The 14,365-nt window shown below is 62.9% G+C and carries 13 protein-coding genes; 9 read left to right on the top strand and 4 right to left on the bottom strand.

The features are described 5' to 3' along the window. The first annotated feature begins 3 nt into the window (after positions 1-3). From flgL to CHB87_RS07075, 8 genes are all read left to right on the top strand, one after another. Complete coding sequence (gene flgL, locus CHB87_RS07040; RefSeq protein WP_089407706.1) at positions 4-900, top strand: flagellar hook-associated protein FlgL; 897 nt, start codon at positions 4-6, stop codon at positions 898-900. A 147-nt stretch (positions 901-1,047) separates the two neighbouring features. Further along, positions 1,048-1,302 carry a hypothetical protein gene (locus tag CHB87_RS07045; protein WP_089407707.1) on the top strand — a complete coding sequence of 85 codons (255 nt, stop codon included), beginning with the start codon at positions 1,048-1,050 and terminating at the stop codon, positions 1,300-1,302. After that, positions 1,299-2,447 carry an endo-1,4-beta-xylanase gene (locus tag CHB87_RS07050; RefSeq protein WP_089407708.1) on the top strand — a complete coding sequence of 383 codons (1,149 nt, stop codon included), beginning with the start codon at positions 1,299-1,301 and terminating at the stop codon, positions 2,445-2,447. Before CHB87_RS07045 ends, CHB87_RS07050 begins: the two co-directional genes overlap by 4 nt. A 110-nt stretch (positions 2,448-2,557) precedes the next feature. Continuing rightward, complete coding sequence (locus tag CHB87_RS07055) at positions 2,558-3,256, top strand: dienelactone hydrolase family protein (RefSeq protein WP_089407709.1); 699 nt, start codon at positions 2,558-2,560, stop codon at positions 3,254-3,256. Between the two features lie 146 nt (positions 3,257-3,402). Continuing rightward, positions 3,403-3,669, top strand: a complete 267-nt coding sequence (gene rpsO / locus CHB87_RS07060) for a 30S ribosomal protein S15 (protein ID WP_089407710.1) — start codon at positions 3,403-3,405, stop codon at positions 3,667-3,669. Positions 3,670-3,992: 323 nt separating this feature from the next. Next, positions 3,993-6,380, top strand: a complete 2,388-nt coding sequence (pnp, locus tag CHB87_RS07065) for a polyribonucleotide nucleotidyltransferase (protein WP_089407711.1) — start codon at positions 3,993-3,995, stop codon at positions 6,378-6,380. A 123-nt stretch (positions 6,381-6,503) separates the two neighbouring features. Next, positions 6,504-7,412, top strand: a complete 909-nt coding sequence (locus CHB87_RS07070; RefSeq protein WP_142988256.1) for a hypothetical protein — start codon at positions 6,504-6,506, stop codon at positions 7,410-7,412. Between the two features lie 40 nt (positions 7,413-7,452). Next, a complete protein-coding gene (locus CHB87_RS07075; RefSeq protein ID WP_089407713.1) occupies positions 7,453-7,863 on the top strand; it encodes a hypothetical protein in 411 nt (136 codons plus the stop codon). Between the two features lie 165 nt (positions 7,864-8,028). Here the strand turns inward: CHB87_RS07075 and CHB87_RS07080 are convergent, their stop codons facing one another. Further along, positions 8,029-8,787: a dienelactone hydrolase family protein gene (locus CHB87_RS07080; protein ID WP_089407714.1), complete on the bottom strand. Its 759-nt coding sequence runs from the start codon at positions 8,785-8,787 to the stop codon at positions 8,029-8,031. A gap of 35 nt (positions 8,788-8,822) precedes the next feature. Further along, entirely contained in the window at positions 8,823-9,740 is a 918-nt protein-coding gene (locus tag CHB87_RS07085; protein WP_089407715.1) for a hypothetical protein, read from the bottom strand. Between the two features lie 206 nt (positions 9,741-9,946). Between CHB87_RS07085 and CHB87_RS07090 the strand changes: the two genes are divergently transcribed. Beyond that, positions 9,947-11,395: a M20/M25/M40 family metallo-hydrolase gene (locus CHB87_RS07090; RefSeq protein ID WP_245817867.1), complete on the top strand. Its 1,449-nt coding sequence runs from the start codon at positions 9,947-9,949 to the stop codon at positions 11,393-11,395. Positions 11,396-11,420: 25 nt separating this feature from the next. Here CHB87_RS07090 and CHB87_RS07095 read toward each other — a convergent pair whose 3' ends face one another. Beyond that, entirely contained in the window at positions 11,421-12,200 is a 780-nt protein-coding gene (locus tag CHB87_RS07095; protein WP_089407717.1) for a hypothetical protein, read from the bottom strand. Between the two features lie 144 nt (positions 12,201-12,344). After that, positions 12,345-14,333 carry an excinuclease ABC subunit UvrB gene (uvrB, locus tag CHB87_RS07100; protein ID WP_089407718.1) on the bottom strand — a complete coding sequence of 663 codons (1,989 nt, stop codon included), beginning with the start codon at positions 14,331-14,333 and terminating at the stop codon, positions 12,345-12,347. Positions 14,334-14,365 lie beyond the last annotated feature (32 nt).

The raw sequence follows: 14,365 nt of genomic DNA on the forward strand, positions 1-14,365 counted from the left end.
CACATGCGCGTCGATCCGAATTACATCACCAACCTGTCGGGCTCGCTCAGCCAGTCGTCGTACGCCGAGCAGCAGTTGACGAACGAGCTCTCGAGCGGTCTGCGCATCGCACAGCTCTCGGACGACCCCGTCGCCGCGGCGCAGAACGCGCTCTTCTCGAACGCCATCAACCGGCTGGACTCGTTCACCCAGAGCTCCACCACCGAGCAGGGCAAGCTGCAGGTGGCCGACTCCACGCTCGGCCAGGTCGTCACGCAGATCACCTCGGCGATCAGCCTTGCGACCAGTGCGGGCAACGGCACGCTGAACGCGTCCAACCTCAGCTCCATCGCGACCGAGCTGGGCGGCATCCGCGACCAGGTCCTGTCGCTCGCCAACACCAGCTACCAGGGGCAGTATCTCTTCAGCGGCAGCCAGGGAAGCACGGAGCCCTTTACGCTGAACGGCTCGACGACCCCAACGACCGTCACCTATAACGGCGACTCGCTGACTCAGTCCGTGCAGACGCCTGCGGGGCAGAGCATCCAGGTCAATGTGCCCGGCTCTGCCATCTTCACCAACCCCAGCGCCAACCTGCTCGGCACGCTCAACCAACTCATCACGGACGTCGCCGCTGGCAACAACACCGCGGTGGCGGCGGACTCGACGAACCTGTCCGCGGCGCTGACCAACGTCTCGACTCAGCGTGCCGTGCTCGACAGCTCGCTGAGCCAGCTTACCTCCACCAGCACCTATGCCACGACCCAGGCCACCCAGTTGACCGCGCAGCAGAGCGCGCTCATCTCCGCCGACCCGGCCACTGTAGCCACGCAACTGCAGACCGCCGAGGTGCAGCACCAGGCGCTGCTGAGCGTCATCTCAGCCGTAGGCAAGTCGGACCTGTTCTCTTATATCCAGTAGGCGTATCGCTTCGCCGACGGCCATGCCCTCCATCACGGGCATGGCCGTTGCTTTTCTGGCCGCTCTTGTTTTTAGTTGTAACCCTCGCAGAGGATCTGCTTCTCGAACCGCGCCGCAAATTGCCGAGCCCGCCTATACTCGTACGTGATGATTCTCGCCTCCTTCCGTGCGCTCACATTTTTCTGGACCGCGACTCGCGGCAGCCGGCTGCGTCCTTGGCGCAGCCCCTACCTGCGCTGGCGGCTGGAGACCTACTCCGGTCAGCCCGCCGGCTCCATCCGGCTCCGCGACTTCTGGCATATGGCGGTCACCGAACGGCGGCAGATCGCACGGTTTCTGCGCTGGACGAGCGACCTGCAGACCATCGCCTCTCAGACCGTCTCCGAAGAGAGGTCCAAATGAGCGGGCCGGTCACGCGCGATCGCCGCCAGTTCCTGCAGCTTGCCGCCGGCGCGGCCTCCGCGACGCTGCTTGGAGGTTGCGCGAAGCCGGCCGGACTACCCAAGCCTGCAACTCCACCGCCGCCTTCGCTGGGCGTGGAGGGCGTAGACTCGCTCCGCTTCCATGCCGCGCAGCATCACCTGCTTTATGGCTGCGCGGTGACTCCGCAGGCCCTGAAGAGCGACCCGAGGTATGCGGCGCTGGTCGCCGGACAGTCGAGCATCCTCGTCGCCGAGAATGCGATGAAGTGGGCGCCGATGCGGCCTACCCCTACGACCTTTTACTTCGATGAGGCAGACGCCATCGTGGCCTTCGCGGAGAAGCATCGCCTCAAGGTGCGCGGGCACAATCTCGCCTGGCACCGGCAGCTTCCCAGGTGGTTCGAGGTCGAGGCTAATACGGGCAATGCGCAGCAACTGCTGACCAATCACATCGAGGTGGTCGCCGGTCGCTACGCCGGGCGGATGCACTCCTGGGACGTGGTCAATGAAGCGATCAAGGTCGAGGACAAGCGGCCCGACGGCCTGCGCATCTGTCCCTGGTTGAACCTGCTTGGCCCCGAGTACATCGAGATCGCCTTCCGCGCCGCGCGTAACGCCGATCCGCAGGCGCTGCTGGCTTATAACGACTACGGCATCGAGAACGAACGGCCCGAGGACTACCGCAAGCGCGCGGCCGTGCTGCTGATGCTGCGCCGGATGAAGGCGCGCAACGTCCCCATCGACGCGCTGGGCATTCAGTGCCACGTCTGGGCTGGCGGCGAGTACGGTCCGGGTTTGAAGAGCTTTATGGCGGAGGTGCGTGGGCTTGGCCTGCAGATCTTCCTGACCGAGCTGGATGTGAACGACCGCCGAATCGCGCCGGACCCAGCCGTCCGCGACAAGGCTGTCGCCGACTGCTACGCCAGCTTTCTGGATCTCGCGCTCTCGGAGCCGGCGGTGACGGTGCTGCTGAGCTGGGGCATCACCGACCGTTACACCTGGCTTAACGCTGAGGACGCCCGAGAAGATCATCTGCCCGAGCGCTGCCTGCCGTTCGACCGGGACTACAAACCGAAGGGCGCGTTTTTCGCCATACGGGATAGCTTCGACCGCAGGACGGTCTGAAAGGCAGTCCGTGCATCATCCCATGTCTCAACATGTTTTATGATCGTTGCGGATGAGGCTGCCTGGCGTGTGACCGCAGGCATCCCACAGACAGAGGAGAACCACACGACATGGGCGAATTCAAGCAGCTTACGGCCGCCGACGGGCACACCTTCAACGCATACCAGGCGTCTCCGGAGGGCGAGCCCATCGGGGCTATTCTTCTGCTGCAGGAGATCTTCGGCGTCAATGCACACATCCGCAGCGTCGCCGACGGCTACGCGAAGGAGGGCTATTTGGTGCTGGCGCCCGCCATGTTCGACCGCATCGAACGCAATGTGGACCTGAGCTACGAGCCCGAGGATATGCAGAAGGCGTTCGCGCTCTATGCGCCGCTGATGCAACTGACGCCCGACGCCACGCTGCTGGACGTCGCCGCGACCTACGCCGAGTTGAAGAAGGCAGGCAAGGGAATCGCCGTCATCGGCTTCTGCTGGGGCGGCCTGATGACATGGCTGACCGCGACCCGCGGCGAGACCGTGCAGGTGCAGCCGTCGTGCTGCGTCGGCTACTATGCGGGCGGAATCGGCAACTATGCGACGGAAGAGCCATCCTGCCCGGTGATGCTGCACTTCGGTGCGGAGGACACGCACATCGGCTCGGATCAGATCGAGGCCGTGCGCGCCGCGCATCCCGAGGTAGAGATTTATGTCTATGAGGGCGCGGGGCATGCCTTCAATCGCGACGTGCATCCGGCCAGCTACAGCCCTGCCGCAGCAGCACTGGCGAAGGAACGCACGCTTGCATTCCTGAAAGCGAACATTTCGTAAAGTCTGCCGTGTTCCCGAAAGGGTTCCCGTATTGTGAATATTCGTCGACGGAAAAACCCGCGTGGGTTCGCGGGTTTTCCGAAACGATGCTATTCTTTACCAGACACTGAGATAGTGGAAAAGAAGAATTAGGAGCTGAAATAGCTGTGTTGGCAACCGTAAAAAAATCAGACATTATCGCGAAGTTTCGCACGCATGACTCCGACACCGGGAGCCCGGAAGTACAGATCGCTATCTTGAGCGAGCGTATCGGAGAGCTCACCGAGCACTTCAAGACGCACAAGAAGGATCACGGCTCGCGTCGCGGCCTTCTCATGCTCGTGAGCAAGCGCCGTCGCCTGCTGGACTATCTGAAGAAGATCGACGCCGATCGCTATCGGGAAGTCATTGCCAAGCTCGGAATCCGCAAGTAGTTCCTTTGGAAGTAGCTCCAATCGAAGCACTTCGACTTCAGGACCGTCTTCATGGAAACATGCACGACCCGTCATCCGTCTCCCGCATCTGTCGCTCAGGATCGCATTGCATCCTGCATGCCGGGGTACCGATGATGACGGGTTCGTGCCAGCCCATGCCGACGTTTACCCATCTCTGCACATCCCCAGCGCAGCTCGCCGGTCGCGGATAGCCCGCACCCGCTGAGTTGCGCCTTTGTGCGTCGCATGGCCCGCGCAGCACGCGCCGGCCAGCGTAACAAGTTCCTATATCGAACGCACCTGAGAAAAGAAGAGGGCGCAACATGAAGCATGACGTCACAGTAGAGCTTGCCGGCGGCAAGCAGATTAAATTTGAGACCGGACGGATGGCCAAGCAGGCCTCCGGCGCCGCGTTCACGACCAGCGGCGACAATGCCATCCTCGCCACAGCCGTAGCTTCGCCGGACCCCAAGGAGGGAATCGACTTCTTCCCGCTCACGGTGGAATACCGCGAGTTCACCTACGCCGGCGGACGCATCCCCGGTGGTTTCATCAAGCGTGAGGGCCGTCCGAGCGAGAAGGAAATTCTCACCAGCCGCCAGATCGACCGCCCCATCCGCCCGCTCTTCCCCGAAGCCTTCCGCAACGAGACCCAGGTCGTCGCGTTTGTGTACTCGGCCGATAAGGAAAACGATCCCGACGTGCTCGGTATCAACGGCGCAAGCTGCGCGCTGGCCCTGTCGGACATTCCCTTCCACGGTCCTGTCGGCGCGGTGCGTATCGGCTTCATCGACGGCCAGTACATCGTGAACCCGACCTACGCCGAGCGCGCGGTCAGCCTGCTGAACATCATGGTCGTCGGCACCAAGGACGGCATCGTGATGGTCGAGTCCGGCTCGAAGGAAGTCTCGGAAGAGGATGTCGTCGGCGCGATCGAATTCGCGCACGTCGAGATCAAGAAGATCGTCGCGGCCATTGAAGAGCTGGTGAAGCTCGCGGGCAAGCCGAAGCGCGTCGTCGGCGAGGTCGAGGTCGACCACGAGTACCTGAACGGCCTGATGGCGAAGGTCGGCGACCGCCTGAAGGACGCGCTCGACACCCAGAAGCACCCCAAGTTCGATAGCTACGCGCTCGTGAAGGCCATCAAGGACGAGCTGAAGCGCGATCTGCCCGAGGGTGACGCAGCAGCCGCCAAGAAGCTCAGCAAGTACTACGAGAAGCTGCGTGAGAACATCTTCCGCGATCAGGTTCTGAACGAGCGCATCCGTCCCGACCACCGCGCCTTCGATCAGATCCGTCAGGTAACGGTCGAGACCGGCGTTCTGCCGCGCGTTCACGGTTCGGCTCTGTTTACCCGCGGTGAGACGCAGGCTCTGGTTTCGGCGACGCTCGGCACCACCGACGACGCGCAGCGGATGGAGAGCTACGAGGGCGAGCAGAAGCGCAAGTTCATGCTGCACTACAACTTCCCGCCGTTCTCGGTCGGCGAAGTCGGCCGCATGACCGGCGTAGGCCGCCGCGAGATCGGCCACGGCGCACTTGCCTGGCGCGCGATCGAAGCCGTCCTGCCGGGCGAGGATGAGTCGCCTTACACGCTCCGCGTCGTCTCGGACATCCTCGAGTCGAACGGTTCCTCCTCCATGGCAACGGTCTGCGGCGCGTCGCTCGCGCTGATGGCTGCCGGCATCCCGCTCAAAGGCGCGGTTGCAGGCGTGGCGATGGGTCTGGTGCTCGAAGGCGACAAGTACGCTGTCCTTTCGGACATCGCCGGCGCCGAAGACCATTACGGCGACATGGACTTCAAGGTAGCCGGTACCCGCAAGGGCATCACCGCGCTCCAGATGGACATCAAGGTCATGGGCATCACCGCGCAGATCATGCGCGAGGCGCTCGAGCAGGCCCGCCGCGGCCGTCTCGGACTGCTGGACACCATGGACGCGACCATCTCCGGTCCAAGCGAGCAGAAGTCGCAGTTCGCACCGCGCATCCACACCATGATGATCCCGACCGACAAGATCCGCGACCTCATCGGACCTGGCGGCAAGGTCATCCGCGGCATCATCGACGCGACCGGCGTCAAGATCGATGTGGACGACACGGGACGCGTCAACGTCGCTTCGAGCGATGCGGACGGCCTCGCCCGCGCCATCCAGATGATCAGCGACCTGACCGCAACCCCCGAGATCGGCAAGACCTACCTCGGTAAGGTCGTCCGCCTGGCCGAGTTCGGCGCCTTCGTCGAGATCTTCCCCGGAACCGACGGTCTGCTGCACGTCTCCGAGATCGCAGAGCATCGCGTGAAGGAAGTGAAGGACGAGCTTCGCGAGGGCGACATGATCCTCGTGAAGGTGCTTTCGATCGACGGCAGCCGCATCAAGCTCTCGCGCAAGGCGGTTCTCCGCGAGCAGCGCGAGAAGCTCGGCCTGCCAACGCCGGATGCTTCGGCTCCGGCTGCGCCGCGTCCGGCAGCCGCTCCCGCTGAGGAAGGCGAGGAGTTCGACGATGACGAGGAGGGCGACGACGAGGGTGAGGAAGAGGGCGATGAGCCGAACTTCAACCGCGCCGATGGATCCGCCGCTCCCGCAGGCTCGCCTGCTGGGGCGCCCCGTCCCCAGGGCGACGGGCAGCGCCGTCCGGGTGGCCGCCGCCGCCGTGGCGGACGCCGTCCCGGTCAGGGTGGCGGTGGTGGAAGCCGTCCGCCGCAGGCATAAGTCTGTAGGCAGCTCGGGAGAGGGTCACGCTCAGGCGTGGCCCTCTCCCGTTTGTTATGGGCCTTTCTTGTTGTCACTTTCGTCGAGGATCTGCTTTCGTTTTTCAACCACGAGGAAGGCGCGATGCGAAGAAGAAGATGGCTTGGGTTCGCGGCTTTCTGCCTGCTCACCGGCTCGCGCTGGCTGCTGAATCCGGATGGTATGGCGCTGCCGGTTCCCGTGTTTCTGCGCACCGCGACGCATGACGTGTTGCTGTGTGCGCTGCTCTGCGGCTGGATCGCTATGCGCCGCCCGGTCGTGTCATGGAGGACTCTGCCGTGGGGCCCCATCGCTCTCTGCGTTGCGGCGATCTTCGTCTTGCCCTACGCCATCATCGAGGCCGCGGGGAGCAGCGTTACCGGTTTCACCGAGACGCTGGTCTTCACTCTGGTTCCGGTCTTCGTGGTCTTTTTCGTTGCGCAGCAGGACTGGGAGTTCGGCCAACGCGCCGACCCGCGACGGCTGCTCGGCCCCGCACTGGCAGGCGTCTTCGGCGCGGCGTTGTTGATCGAGTTCCGCTGGCCGTCCTCCGTCGCCGGAGAGCTGTGGTTCGGTGCATTGGTCGCGAGCGCCATCCTGGCGAGCTACGCAGCGTTGCGCCTGCATCGCGCGTTGCAGGGCGCCCCCGTGGTTCCCGTCGCGGCGCTGACGGGCGGGATCATCGCCGCCGCCGGCATCGCCGTGAGCTGGAGCGATCTGCCGTCGATCCGGATGCTGGATGGCCGCGCGACGCTGGTCGAGGCTGCCGTTGCATTGCTGCTCGATGGGCCGGTCCTGCTGCTGAGCGTGTGGCTGCTGCGCGAGCTGCCGCCGGTGGCATTTTCCACGCGGTACCTGCTCTTTGTCGTAGTCACGGTCGTCGAGACCTACGTGGTCCTGCATCTGCCGGTCGTCTGGCGAACTGGCGCCGGCGTGCTGCTGATGGCGGGCGGCGCGGCGTGGTTGCTGCGCGAGAGTCCCACGGCTGACTCCTCGAATACATCGTCACCGTAGGGACTTCCAGCCCGGGCGGTCTGGACGTTACACTCAACCCATGGCCGCATCCATGTATATCGTTGTCGACGGGGAAGACCCCGGCTACGACATCTTCGTTAACGGACGCCTGCTGGCGCGCTATCAGGACGCGCTGGAGCGGATGGCGATCAGCCTCGGCGTGCGCCCGCTGATCGATTTCTTCTCGGCGGACGAGAATGCCATGTCGCTGCTGATCGAGGAGGGCGCCGGAAATCCGGCCCTGCTGGACAAGCTGCTGCCGCCGCAGTGGTACACCGGTCGCGACGGGCTGCAGACCGTCTACGCGCTGCTGGATGCTCTGCGCGACGAACCCTACAAGCTGGGAACGGAAGGCCCGCAGGTGCTTGAAGAGCTGGAGCAGTATGCGAAGGTGCTGGAGAAGACGGAGAGCCGCGGGGATCGCTGGCATCTGGCCGTGAGCTGGCGGTAGCGAGTCTTATTGCCGATTGAAGCGCTAAAAGCAGATCCTCTTCGAGGACGAAAAACAAGAAAGACAAAACCAAAAGCCAATGCGGGGGTCTCTCCACTCCGCTGCGCTTCGGTCGAGATGACAAGTGTCGTGGGAGGACGCTCGCCACTTGAACGTAAATCCGAGCTAGACCGGCAGGTCGCCCTGCGCCAGTTTGCGGTGGAAGAAGTCGTACACCAACGACATCAGCGAGTGGGCGAGTTCGGGGTCGTAGCGGACGCCCTCGTCGCGCAGAAAGGCGTGCGCTCCGTTGACCTCGTGCCAGTTCAGCCGGATGTTCAGCTCGTTCAGGCGCGCGAGGATCTTCATGCGGCCTTCGGTCGGTACGTGCGGATCCTGACGTCCCCAGGCCATGAAAAGTTCGCCCGTAATCTCAGCCGCGCGAGCCATCGAGTCATCATGTTTGCCCTCGCCCAGCGTGCCGGAGTGGATGTCCGTGCCATAGAAGCAGACCGTTCCGGCAACGTCCGGCTCCATGGCTGCGCGGAAGGCGAGGTGTCCGCCCATGCAGATGCCCATGGCGCCGAGCTTGCCGGTGCAGTCCGGGCGCATCTTCAGATAGTCGAGGATCGCGCGCGTATCGGCGTCGTAAGCTGCGACGGATTTGGCGGTCTTCAGGTAGTTGCCACGGTCGGAGCCGGCCTGATCGTAGGCCAGGATCGTACCGGCAGGCTCGAACTCGTGGTAGACCTCCGGCATGGCGACGATGTAGCCGTGGCCGGCGAGCATCGCCGCGGTACGCCGAATGGGCGCGGTGATCTGAAAGATCTCCGAGAAGAAGATCAGGCCGGGATACTTGCCCGCAGCCGCCGGGCGGACGATATGCGTACGCATCACGCCACTCGGCGTCTCCAGGTCGACGTGCTCGTTGTTGATGATCACCATAAAAGATTTCCTCTTACGCGTTCATTCCAGGTGCGTTAGGGTTTCGCTGGCTGAGGGGTCGACGAAGGCAGGCGCTCGCCGGCTTCCATGCGTTCGATCTTTTTCCGCTCCTTGCGCTTATGCCACCAGTCGGAGATGTCGGGCGAGAACTCCAGCAACTGCGCGCCGATTGCGCCGACATACGTGACCTGCAGCGCATTCTGAAAGGTCAGGCCGACGCCCGTCTCGCTCGAAGGATAGTAGACGTTCGAGATGGCGCCCGCGATCAGGTTTCCGCCCACGTTCGAAAAGTTGAATTGCTGATGCCCGTTATCGCCGCGGCAGATGACGGCCGAGAGCGCCGAATGAACGATGCGGCTGGGGATCGAGCCCTTTCCTTTGCGGAAGTAGCGAGGATCCTGGTGAAGCACCGCTGGGAGAAGCGCATTGCCGATGATGATGCCGTCGAGGTTGTCGACGAAGTTGGCGCCCACCCGCTTGAAGTAACCCTGCGCGCCCCAGTGGTAGCCGGGGTGGCTGTCCTCGGCTTCGCCCAGGCCTGCGGTGATGAAGGCTAGTCCGAAGTAGTAGGGATCGATGGCGCTATGGGCGGCGATGTTCCACTTCTGCTTGGCGGTGATGGGAGGCGCCGGCCAGCCGCCGATGACGGTATTGAAGTTGGGGAGTACGCCGCCGATGCGCTGCTTCTCCTCGGCCTTCACCTGGGCCTCGGCCTCGGCGTCCTGGCGCTTCTTGCGCTGCTCGGGAGTCTCATCGGCTGGAGGAGTCGTCTGTGGCTCCTGCTGGAGAAGTGACGCAGAGGGAGCGTCGGGCAGCACGGAAGAAGATGAGGAGGAGGTAAGCGCGAAGTCTACGCCTGCGGGAGTCTCGAGCTGCGCGTGGGCAACGGTCGCGCCGTGGATTGCGAACAGAAGCCCTGCGGCGAGTGGAAGTCGAAGATCTGCAAAGGTCACTCTACGATTATGCCGGACATTGGATGCTCCAAGACGGGAAGAGAGTGGTAATTGTTGCGGGTCAGCCAGAACGGCATCAACGGTCGACAGGGCTTGCTCCTTCATGGACGGATTTTTCCGCCTTCAGTCCACACGACACATGCAAAGATAGAGCGGAGAGATTTCGATTCCCGCAGTCGATCCCACTTTGTTCGGAGGCACCTATCTTGAGACGTGCGACCACCGCATTTTGTTTACCCCTGGCGCTGAGCGCTGTCTCTTTCGCGCAGACGAGCGCCGCCGCTGCACCCCGTCTGCCGGAGCAGGATGCGAAGCTCGCACGCGAGATATTTCAGCAACTCATTGAAATCAATACGACTGACTCGGTCGGCAATGTGACAACGGCGGCCAATGCGATGCAGAAGCGGCTGCTCGATGCCGGTTTTCCCGCCGCCGACGCGGTCGTGCTGGGTCCGAATGCGCGCAAGGGCAATCTGGTCGCACGTTATCGCGGCAGGCCGGGCTCGAAGCTGAAGCCGGTTCTGATCATCGCGCACCTGGACGTGGTGGAGGCCAGCCGCAGCGACTGGACGACAGACCCATTTCAGTTCGTCGAAAAAGATGGATATTTTTACGGCCGCGGCACGCAGGACATCAAAGAGGCTGACGCGTCGTTGATCGAGAGCTTCATTCGCATGCGACGCGAGGGATTCGTGCCCGATCGCGACATCATCCTCGCGCTGACGGCCGACGAAGAGGGCGGCAAGTCGAACGGCGTGGAGTGGCTGATCGCGAACCATCGCGATCTGGTGGACGCGGAGTTCGTGCTGAACCCGGACGCAGGCGGCCCGGAGCAGGAGAAGGGCAGGGCGGTCAATATCGGCGTCGAGGCGTCGGAGAAGCTCTACGCCGACTATGTCGTCTCGGCCGCGAATCCCGGCGGTCACAGCTCGCTGCCGCGGCCGGACAACGCCATCTACCATGTCGCCGATGCGCTCGGCCGGTTGGAAAAGACGACCTTTCCGCTGGAGACGAATGAGGTGACCCGCGCCTATTTCGCGGCCAGCGCGAAGCTGCAGACTGGTCAGCTCGCGGAGGATCTGAAGGCCGTCTCCGGCCCGACGCCCGATGCCGCCGCGGCCGCCCGGCTATCGAAGGACATCACGTACAACTCGCTGCTGCACACGACCTGCGTGGCGACGATGATGAATGCGGGCCATGCTCCCAACGCGCTGCCCAACGCCGCCAGCGCCAACGTGAACTGCCGCATCGAGCCCGGCCACTCGCAGGAGGAAATACGGCTGGAGCTGGTGAAGATCTTCGCCGATCCAACGCTGAAGGTGCAGTACATGAACGATGCGCGCGAGATCTTCGATCATGGGTCGGACCGAAAGTCGATGGCTCCGCCGCCGCTGTTGCCCGCGGTCTTCGAGCCGCTGAAGGTAGTCGTCAACCAGATGTGGCCCGGCATCCCGGTTATTCCGCGCATGGAGACCGGCGCCTCGGACAGCATCTACACGATGGCGGCCGGCATTCCGAGCTATGGCTTCTCCGGCATGGGCGTCGACCGCGACGACGACCGCGCGCATGGCCGCGACGAGCGTATCCGCGTCGTGGATTACTTCACCGGCGTCGAGTTCCAGTACCTGTACCTGAAGGCGCTGACTTCGAGGTAGGGACGCGCTTGCGTGCGGCAGGAGTTCAGGGAGTGTTCGGAATCTTATCCGGCGCATGCCGTCCATGGTGCAGCACGCGATACGCCAGATCGCCCAGCTCCGGCGAGAACTCCAGAAACTGCATTCCCAGCGCGCCTTCGAGCGTGACGATGGTCGCGCTCTCGAACGTCAGGCCGATGCCACGTTCGTTCGCCGGATAGTACAGATTCGAGATCGCTCCTGCCGCAAAGTTCCCTGCGATATTCGAGGTGTTGAACTGGCTCTTGCCGTCGTCGCTACGGCAGACGAAGTTGCCCATTGCCGCGTGCCAGACGCGTTGCCGGAAAGGATGCCCGGCGCCGAGTTGGAAGTAGCGCGGATCCTGGTGAAGCAGCACCGGCAGAAGCCCGTTGCCGATCACATTGCCGGTCACCGTATCCGCGTATTGCGCGCCGACGCGCTTGAAGTATCCTGCCGGACCCCAGCCATAGCCGTTGTGCGCGCCCGTGATCTCATCCGCGCCGCCCGCCACGAAGGCCGTTGCGAAGACGAAGGGATTCACCGAGCTGTGATAGACCAGGTTCCACTTTTCGGCTGCGGTAAGTGGAGGCGAGCAGCCGCCGATGACCGTATTCATGTTCGGCACGAGACCCGCAATGCGTTGCGCCTCCTCGGCCTTCAACTGCTCGGGCGTCGCCTTGCGGTGCGGATCGATGGGGCATGGCTGCCGGTTTGCGGGCTTCGCCGAGGATGGGGGCGCGTCGTCGATCTCGGATGACTTGGCAGGCGTCGGAAGCGGCGCGTCGGGAAGCGGCGCTTCCGCCATCTCAATAGCCGGCGCCGACTGCGCACACGCGGCGCCGGCGAGAGCAAGTAAAACAAAAGTGAAGGGAAGCAACCGGGGTCTCAACATTTCATAGATTAAGACCCCGGTAGGCGGCGAAAGTTTGCCTTAGCGAGCGATATCCGGTTAGCTGAACAGGAACTCCTTGCTGCGCAGTTCACGCACGGTATCGCGCAGCTTGGCGGCCTTTTCGAACTCGAACTTCTTCGCCGCCTCGCGCATATCCGACTCCAGCTTGCCGATGTGCGTGTCGAGCTCGGCCTGGGTGGCGAACTCGGGCATGCCTTCGGCTTCGTCGGTCAGATCGGCGTAGTCGGCCTTGAGGATGCCGGCCAGACCCATATCGATGGCGGACTTCACCGACGCCGGCGTGATGCCGTGCTCTTCGTTGTAGGCCTCCTGCTTGGTGCGGCGGCGGTCGGTCTCATCGATGGCGCGCTGCATGGACTCGGTCATCTTGTCGGCGTAGAGAATGGCGCGGCCTTCGAGATGACGCGCCGCACGACCGATGGTCTGGATGAGCGAGCCTTGCGAGCGAAGAAACCCTTCCTTATCCGCGTCGAGGATTGCGACCAGCGAGACCTCCGGCAGGTCGAGTCCTTCGCGCAGCAGGTTGATGCCGATCAGCACGTCGTACTCGCCCTTGCGCAGGTCGCGCAACAGCTTGATGCGTTCGAGCGTTTCGATCTCGGAGTGCATATAGCGGCAGCGTACGCCAACCTCGGTGTAATAGTTGGCTAAGTCCTCGGACATGCGTTTTGTAAGTGTCGTGACCAATACGCGCTGGTCCAATCTCACACGCTCGCGAATTTCAGCGAGTAAGTCGTCGATCTGTCCTTTGACCGGACGAATTTCTATCTGAGGATCGACCAATCCGGTGGGACGAATAATCTGCTCGACGACGACGCCCGCCGACTTAGTCAGTTCATAAGCTCCCGGCGTCGCCGAGACATAGACAATCTGCCCGGTGCGGCCCTCGAATTCATCGAACTTCAGCGGGCGATTGTCCATCGCGGAGGGCAGCCGGAAGCCGTAATCGACGAGGTTCTGCTTGCGCGAGCGGTCGCCGTGCCACATGCCATGTAACTGCGGAACAGTGACATGCGATTCATCGATAAATAATAAGAAGTCGCGCGGGAAATAATCGAGCAAAGTAGGTGGCGGCTCGCCCGGCAGTCGCCCGGAGAAGTGGCGCGAGTAATTCTCGATGCCATGGCAGTAACCGACCGACTTAATCATTTCCAAGTCGAATCGTGTGCGCTGGTGGATGCGCTGCGACTCAACCAGTCGCCCCTGCTGTTCGAGCTCTTTCTCCCACCACTCCATCTCGGCGAGGATCGACTCGCTGGCGGCCTTCTTGCGTTCGGGCTGAACGACATAGTGCGACTTCGGATAGATCGGCAGGCGCGCATACTTCTGCTTCACCGTGCCGAAGAGCGGATCGATCTGCGAGAGCGAGTCGATCTCATCGCCGAAGAGCTCGATCCGGTAAGCCATCTCGTCGTAGGTCGGATAGACCTCGATGATGTCGCCGCGCACGCGAAAGGTTCCGCGGCGGAAGTCGACGTCGTTGCGGTCATAGAGTATCTCGACCAGCCGACGCGTGATGTCCTCGCGCTTGATGTGCTGGCCCTTTTCGAGCATCATCAACATGCCGTAGTACGCCTCGGGCGAGCCCAGACCGTAGATGCAGGAGACCGAGCTAACGATGATGGCGTCGCGCCGCTCGAAGAGGCTTCGCGTGGCGGAGAGCCGGAGCTTGTCGAGTTCTTCGTTAATCGTCGCCTCCTTTTCGATGAACAGGTCGCCGGCCGGAATGTACGCCTCCGGCTGGTAGTAGTCGTAGTAGGAGACGAAGTACTCGACGGCGTTATTGGGGAAGAATTGCTTGAACTCATGGTAAAGCTGCGCGGCGAGCGTCTTGTTGTGCGCGAGGATCAGCGCGGGCCGGTTCAGCTCGTTGATGATGCTGGCCATGGTGAAGGTCTTGCCGGAGCCGGTGACGCCGAGCAGCACCTGATCCTTTTCGCCGGCGTTCAATCCGGAGCAGAGCTCGGCGATGGCGCGGGGCTGGTCGCCCTGAGGCTTGTACGGGGTGGTGAGCTGGAAGTCCATCCCTATAGGATAGTGGATAGAAAGGGAGGGTT

This window comes from Granulicella rosea, assembly GCF_900188085.1.
GTDB classification, from domain to species: Bacteria; Acidobacteriota; Terriglobia; order Terriglobales; family Acidobacteriaceae; genus Edaphobacter; species Edaphobacter rosea.

Excerpts from the sequence above, each read along its gene's own strand:
- CHB87_RS07095 (WP_089407717.1), bottom strand. The coding sequence starts at position 12,200 with ATGGCGGAAGCGCCGCTTCCCGACGCGCCGCTTCCGACGCCTGCCAAG.
- CHB87_RS07075 (WP_089407713.1), top strand. The coding sequence starts at position 7,453 with ATGGCCGCATCCATGTATATCGTTGTCGACGGGGAAGACCCCGGCTAC.
- CHB87_RS07080 (WP_089407714.1), bottom strand. The coding sequence starts at position 8,787 with ATGGTGATCATCAACAACGAGCACGTCGACCTGGAGACGCCGAGTGGC.
- CHB87_RS07045 (WP_089407707.1), top strand. The coding sequence starts at position 1,048 with ATGATTCTCGCCTCCTTCCGTGCGCTCACATTTTTCTGGACCGCGACT.
- CHB87_RS07070 (WP_142988256.1), top strand. The coding sequence starts at position 6,504 with ATGCGAAGAAGAAGATGGCTTGGGTTCGCGGCTTTCTGCCTGCTCACC.
- CHB87_RS07055 (WP_089407709.1), top strand. The coding sequence starts at position 2,558 with ATGGGCGAATTCAAGCAGCTTACGGCCGCCGACGGGCACACCTTCAAC.
- CHB87_RS07050 (WP_089407708.1), top strand. The coding sequence starts at position 1,299 with ATGAGCGGGCCGGTCACGCGCGATCGCCGCCAGTTCCTGCAGCTTGCC.
- uvrB (WP_089407718.1), bottom strand. The coding sequence starts at position 14,333 with ATGGACTTCCAGCTCACCACCCCGTACAAGCCTCAGGGCGACCAGCCC.
- pnp (WP_089407711.1), top strand. The coding sequence starts at position 3,993 with ATGAAGCATGACGTCACAGTAGAGCTTGCCGGCGGCAAGCAGATTAAA.
- flgL (WP_089407706.1), top strand. The coding sequence starts at position 4 with ATGCGCGTCGATCCGAATTACATCACCAACCTGTCGGGCTCGCTCAGC.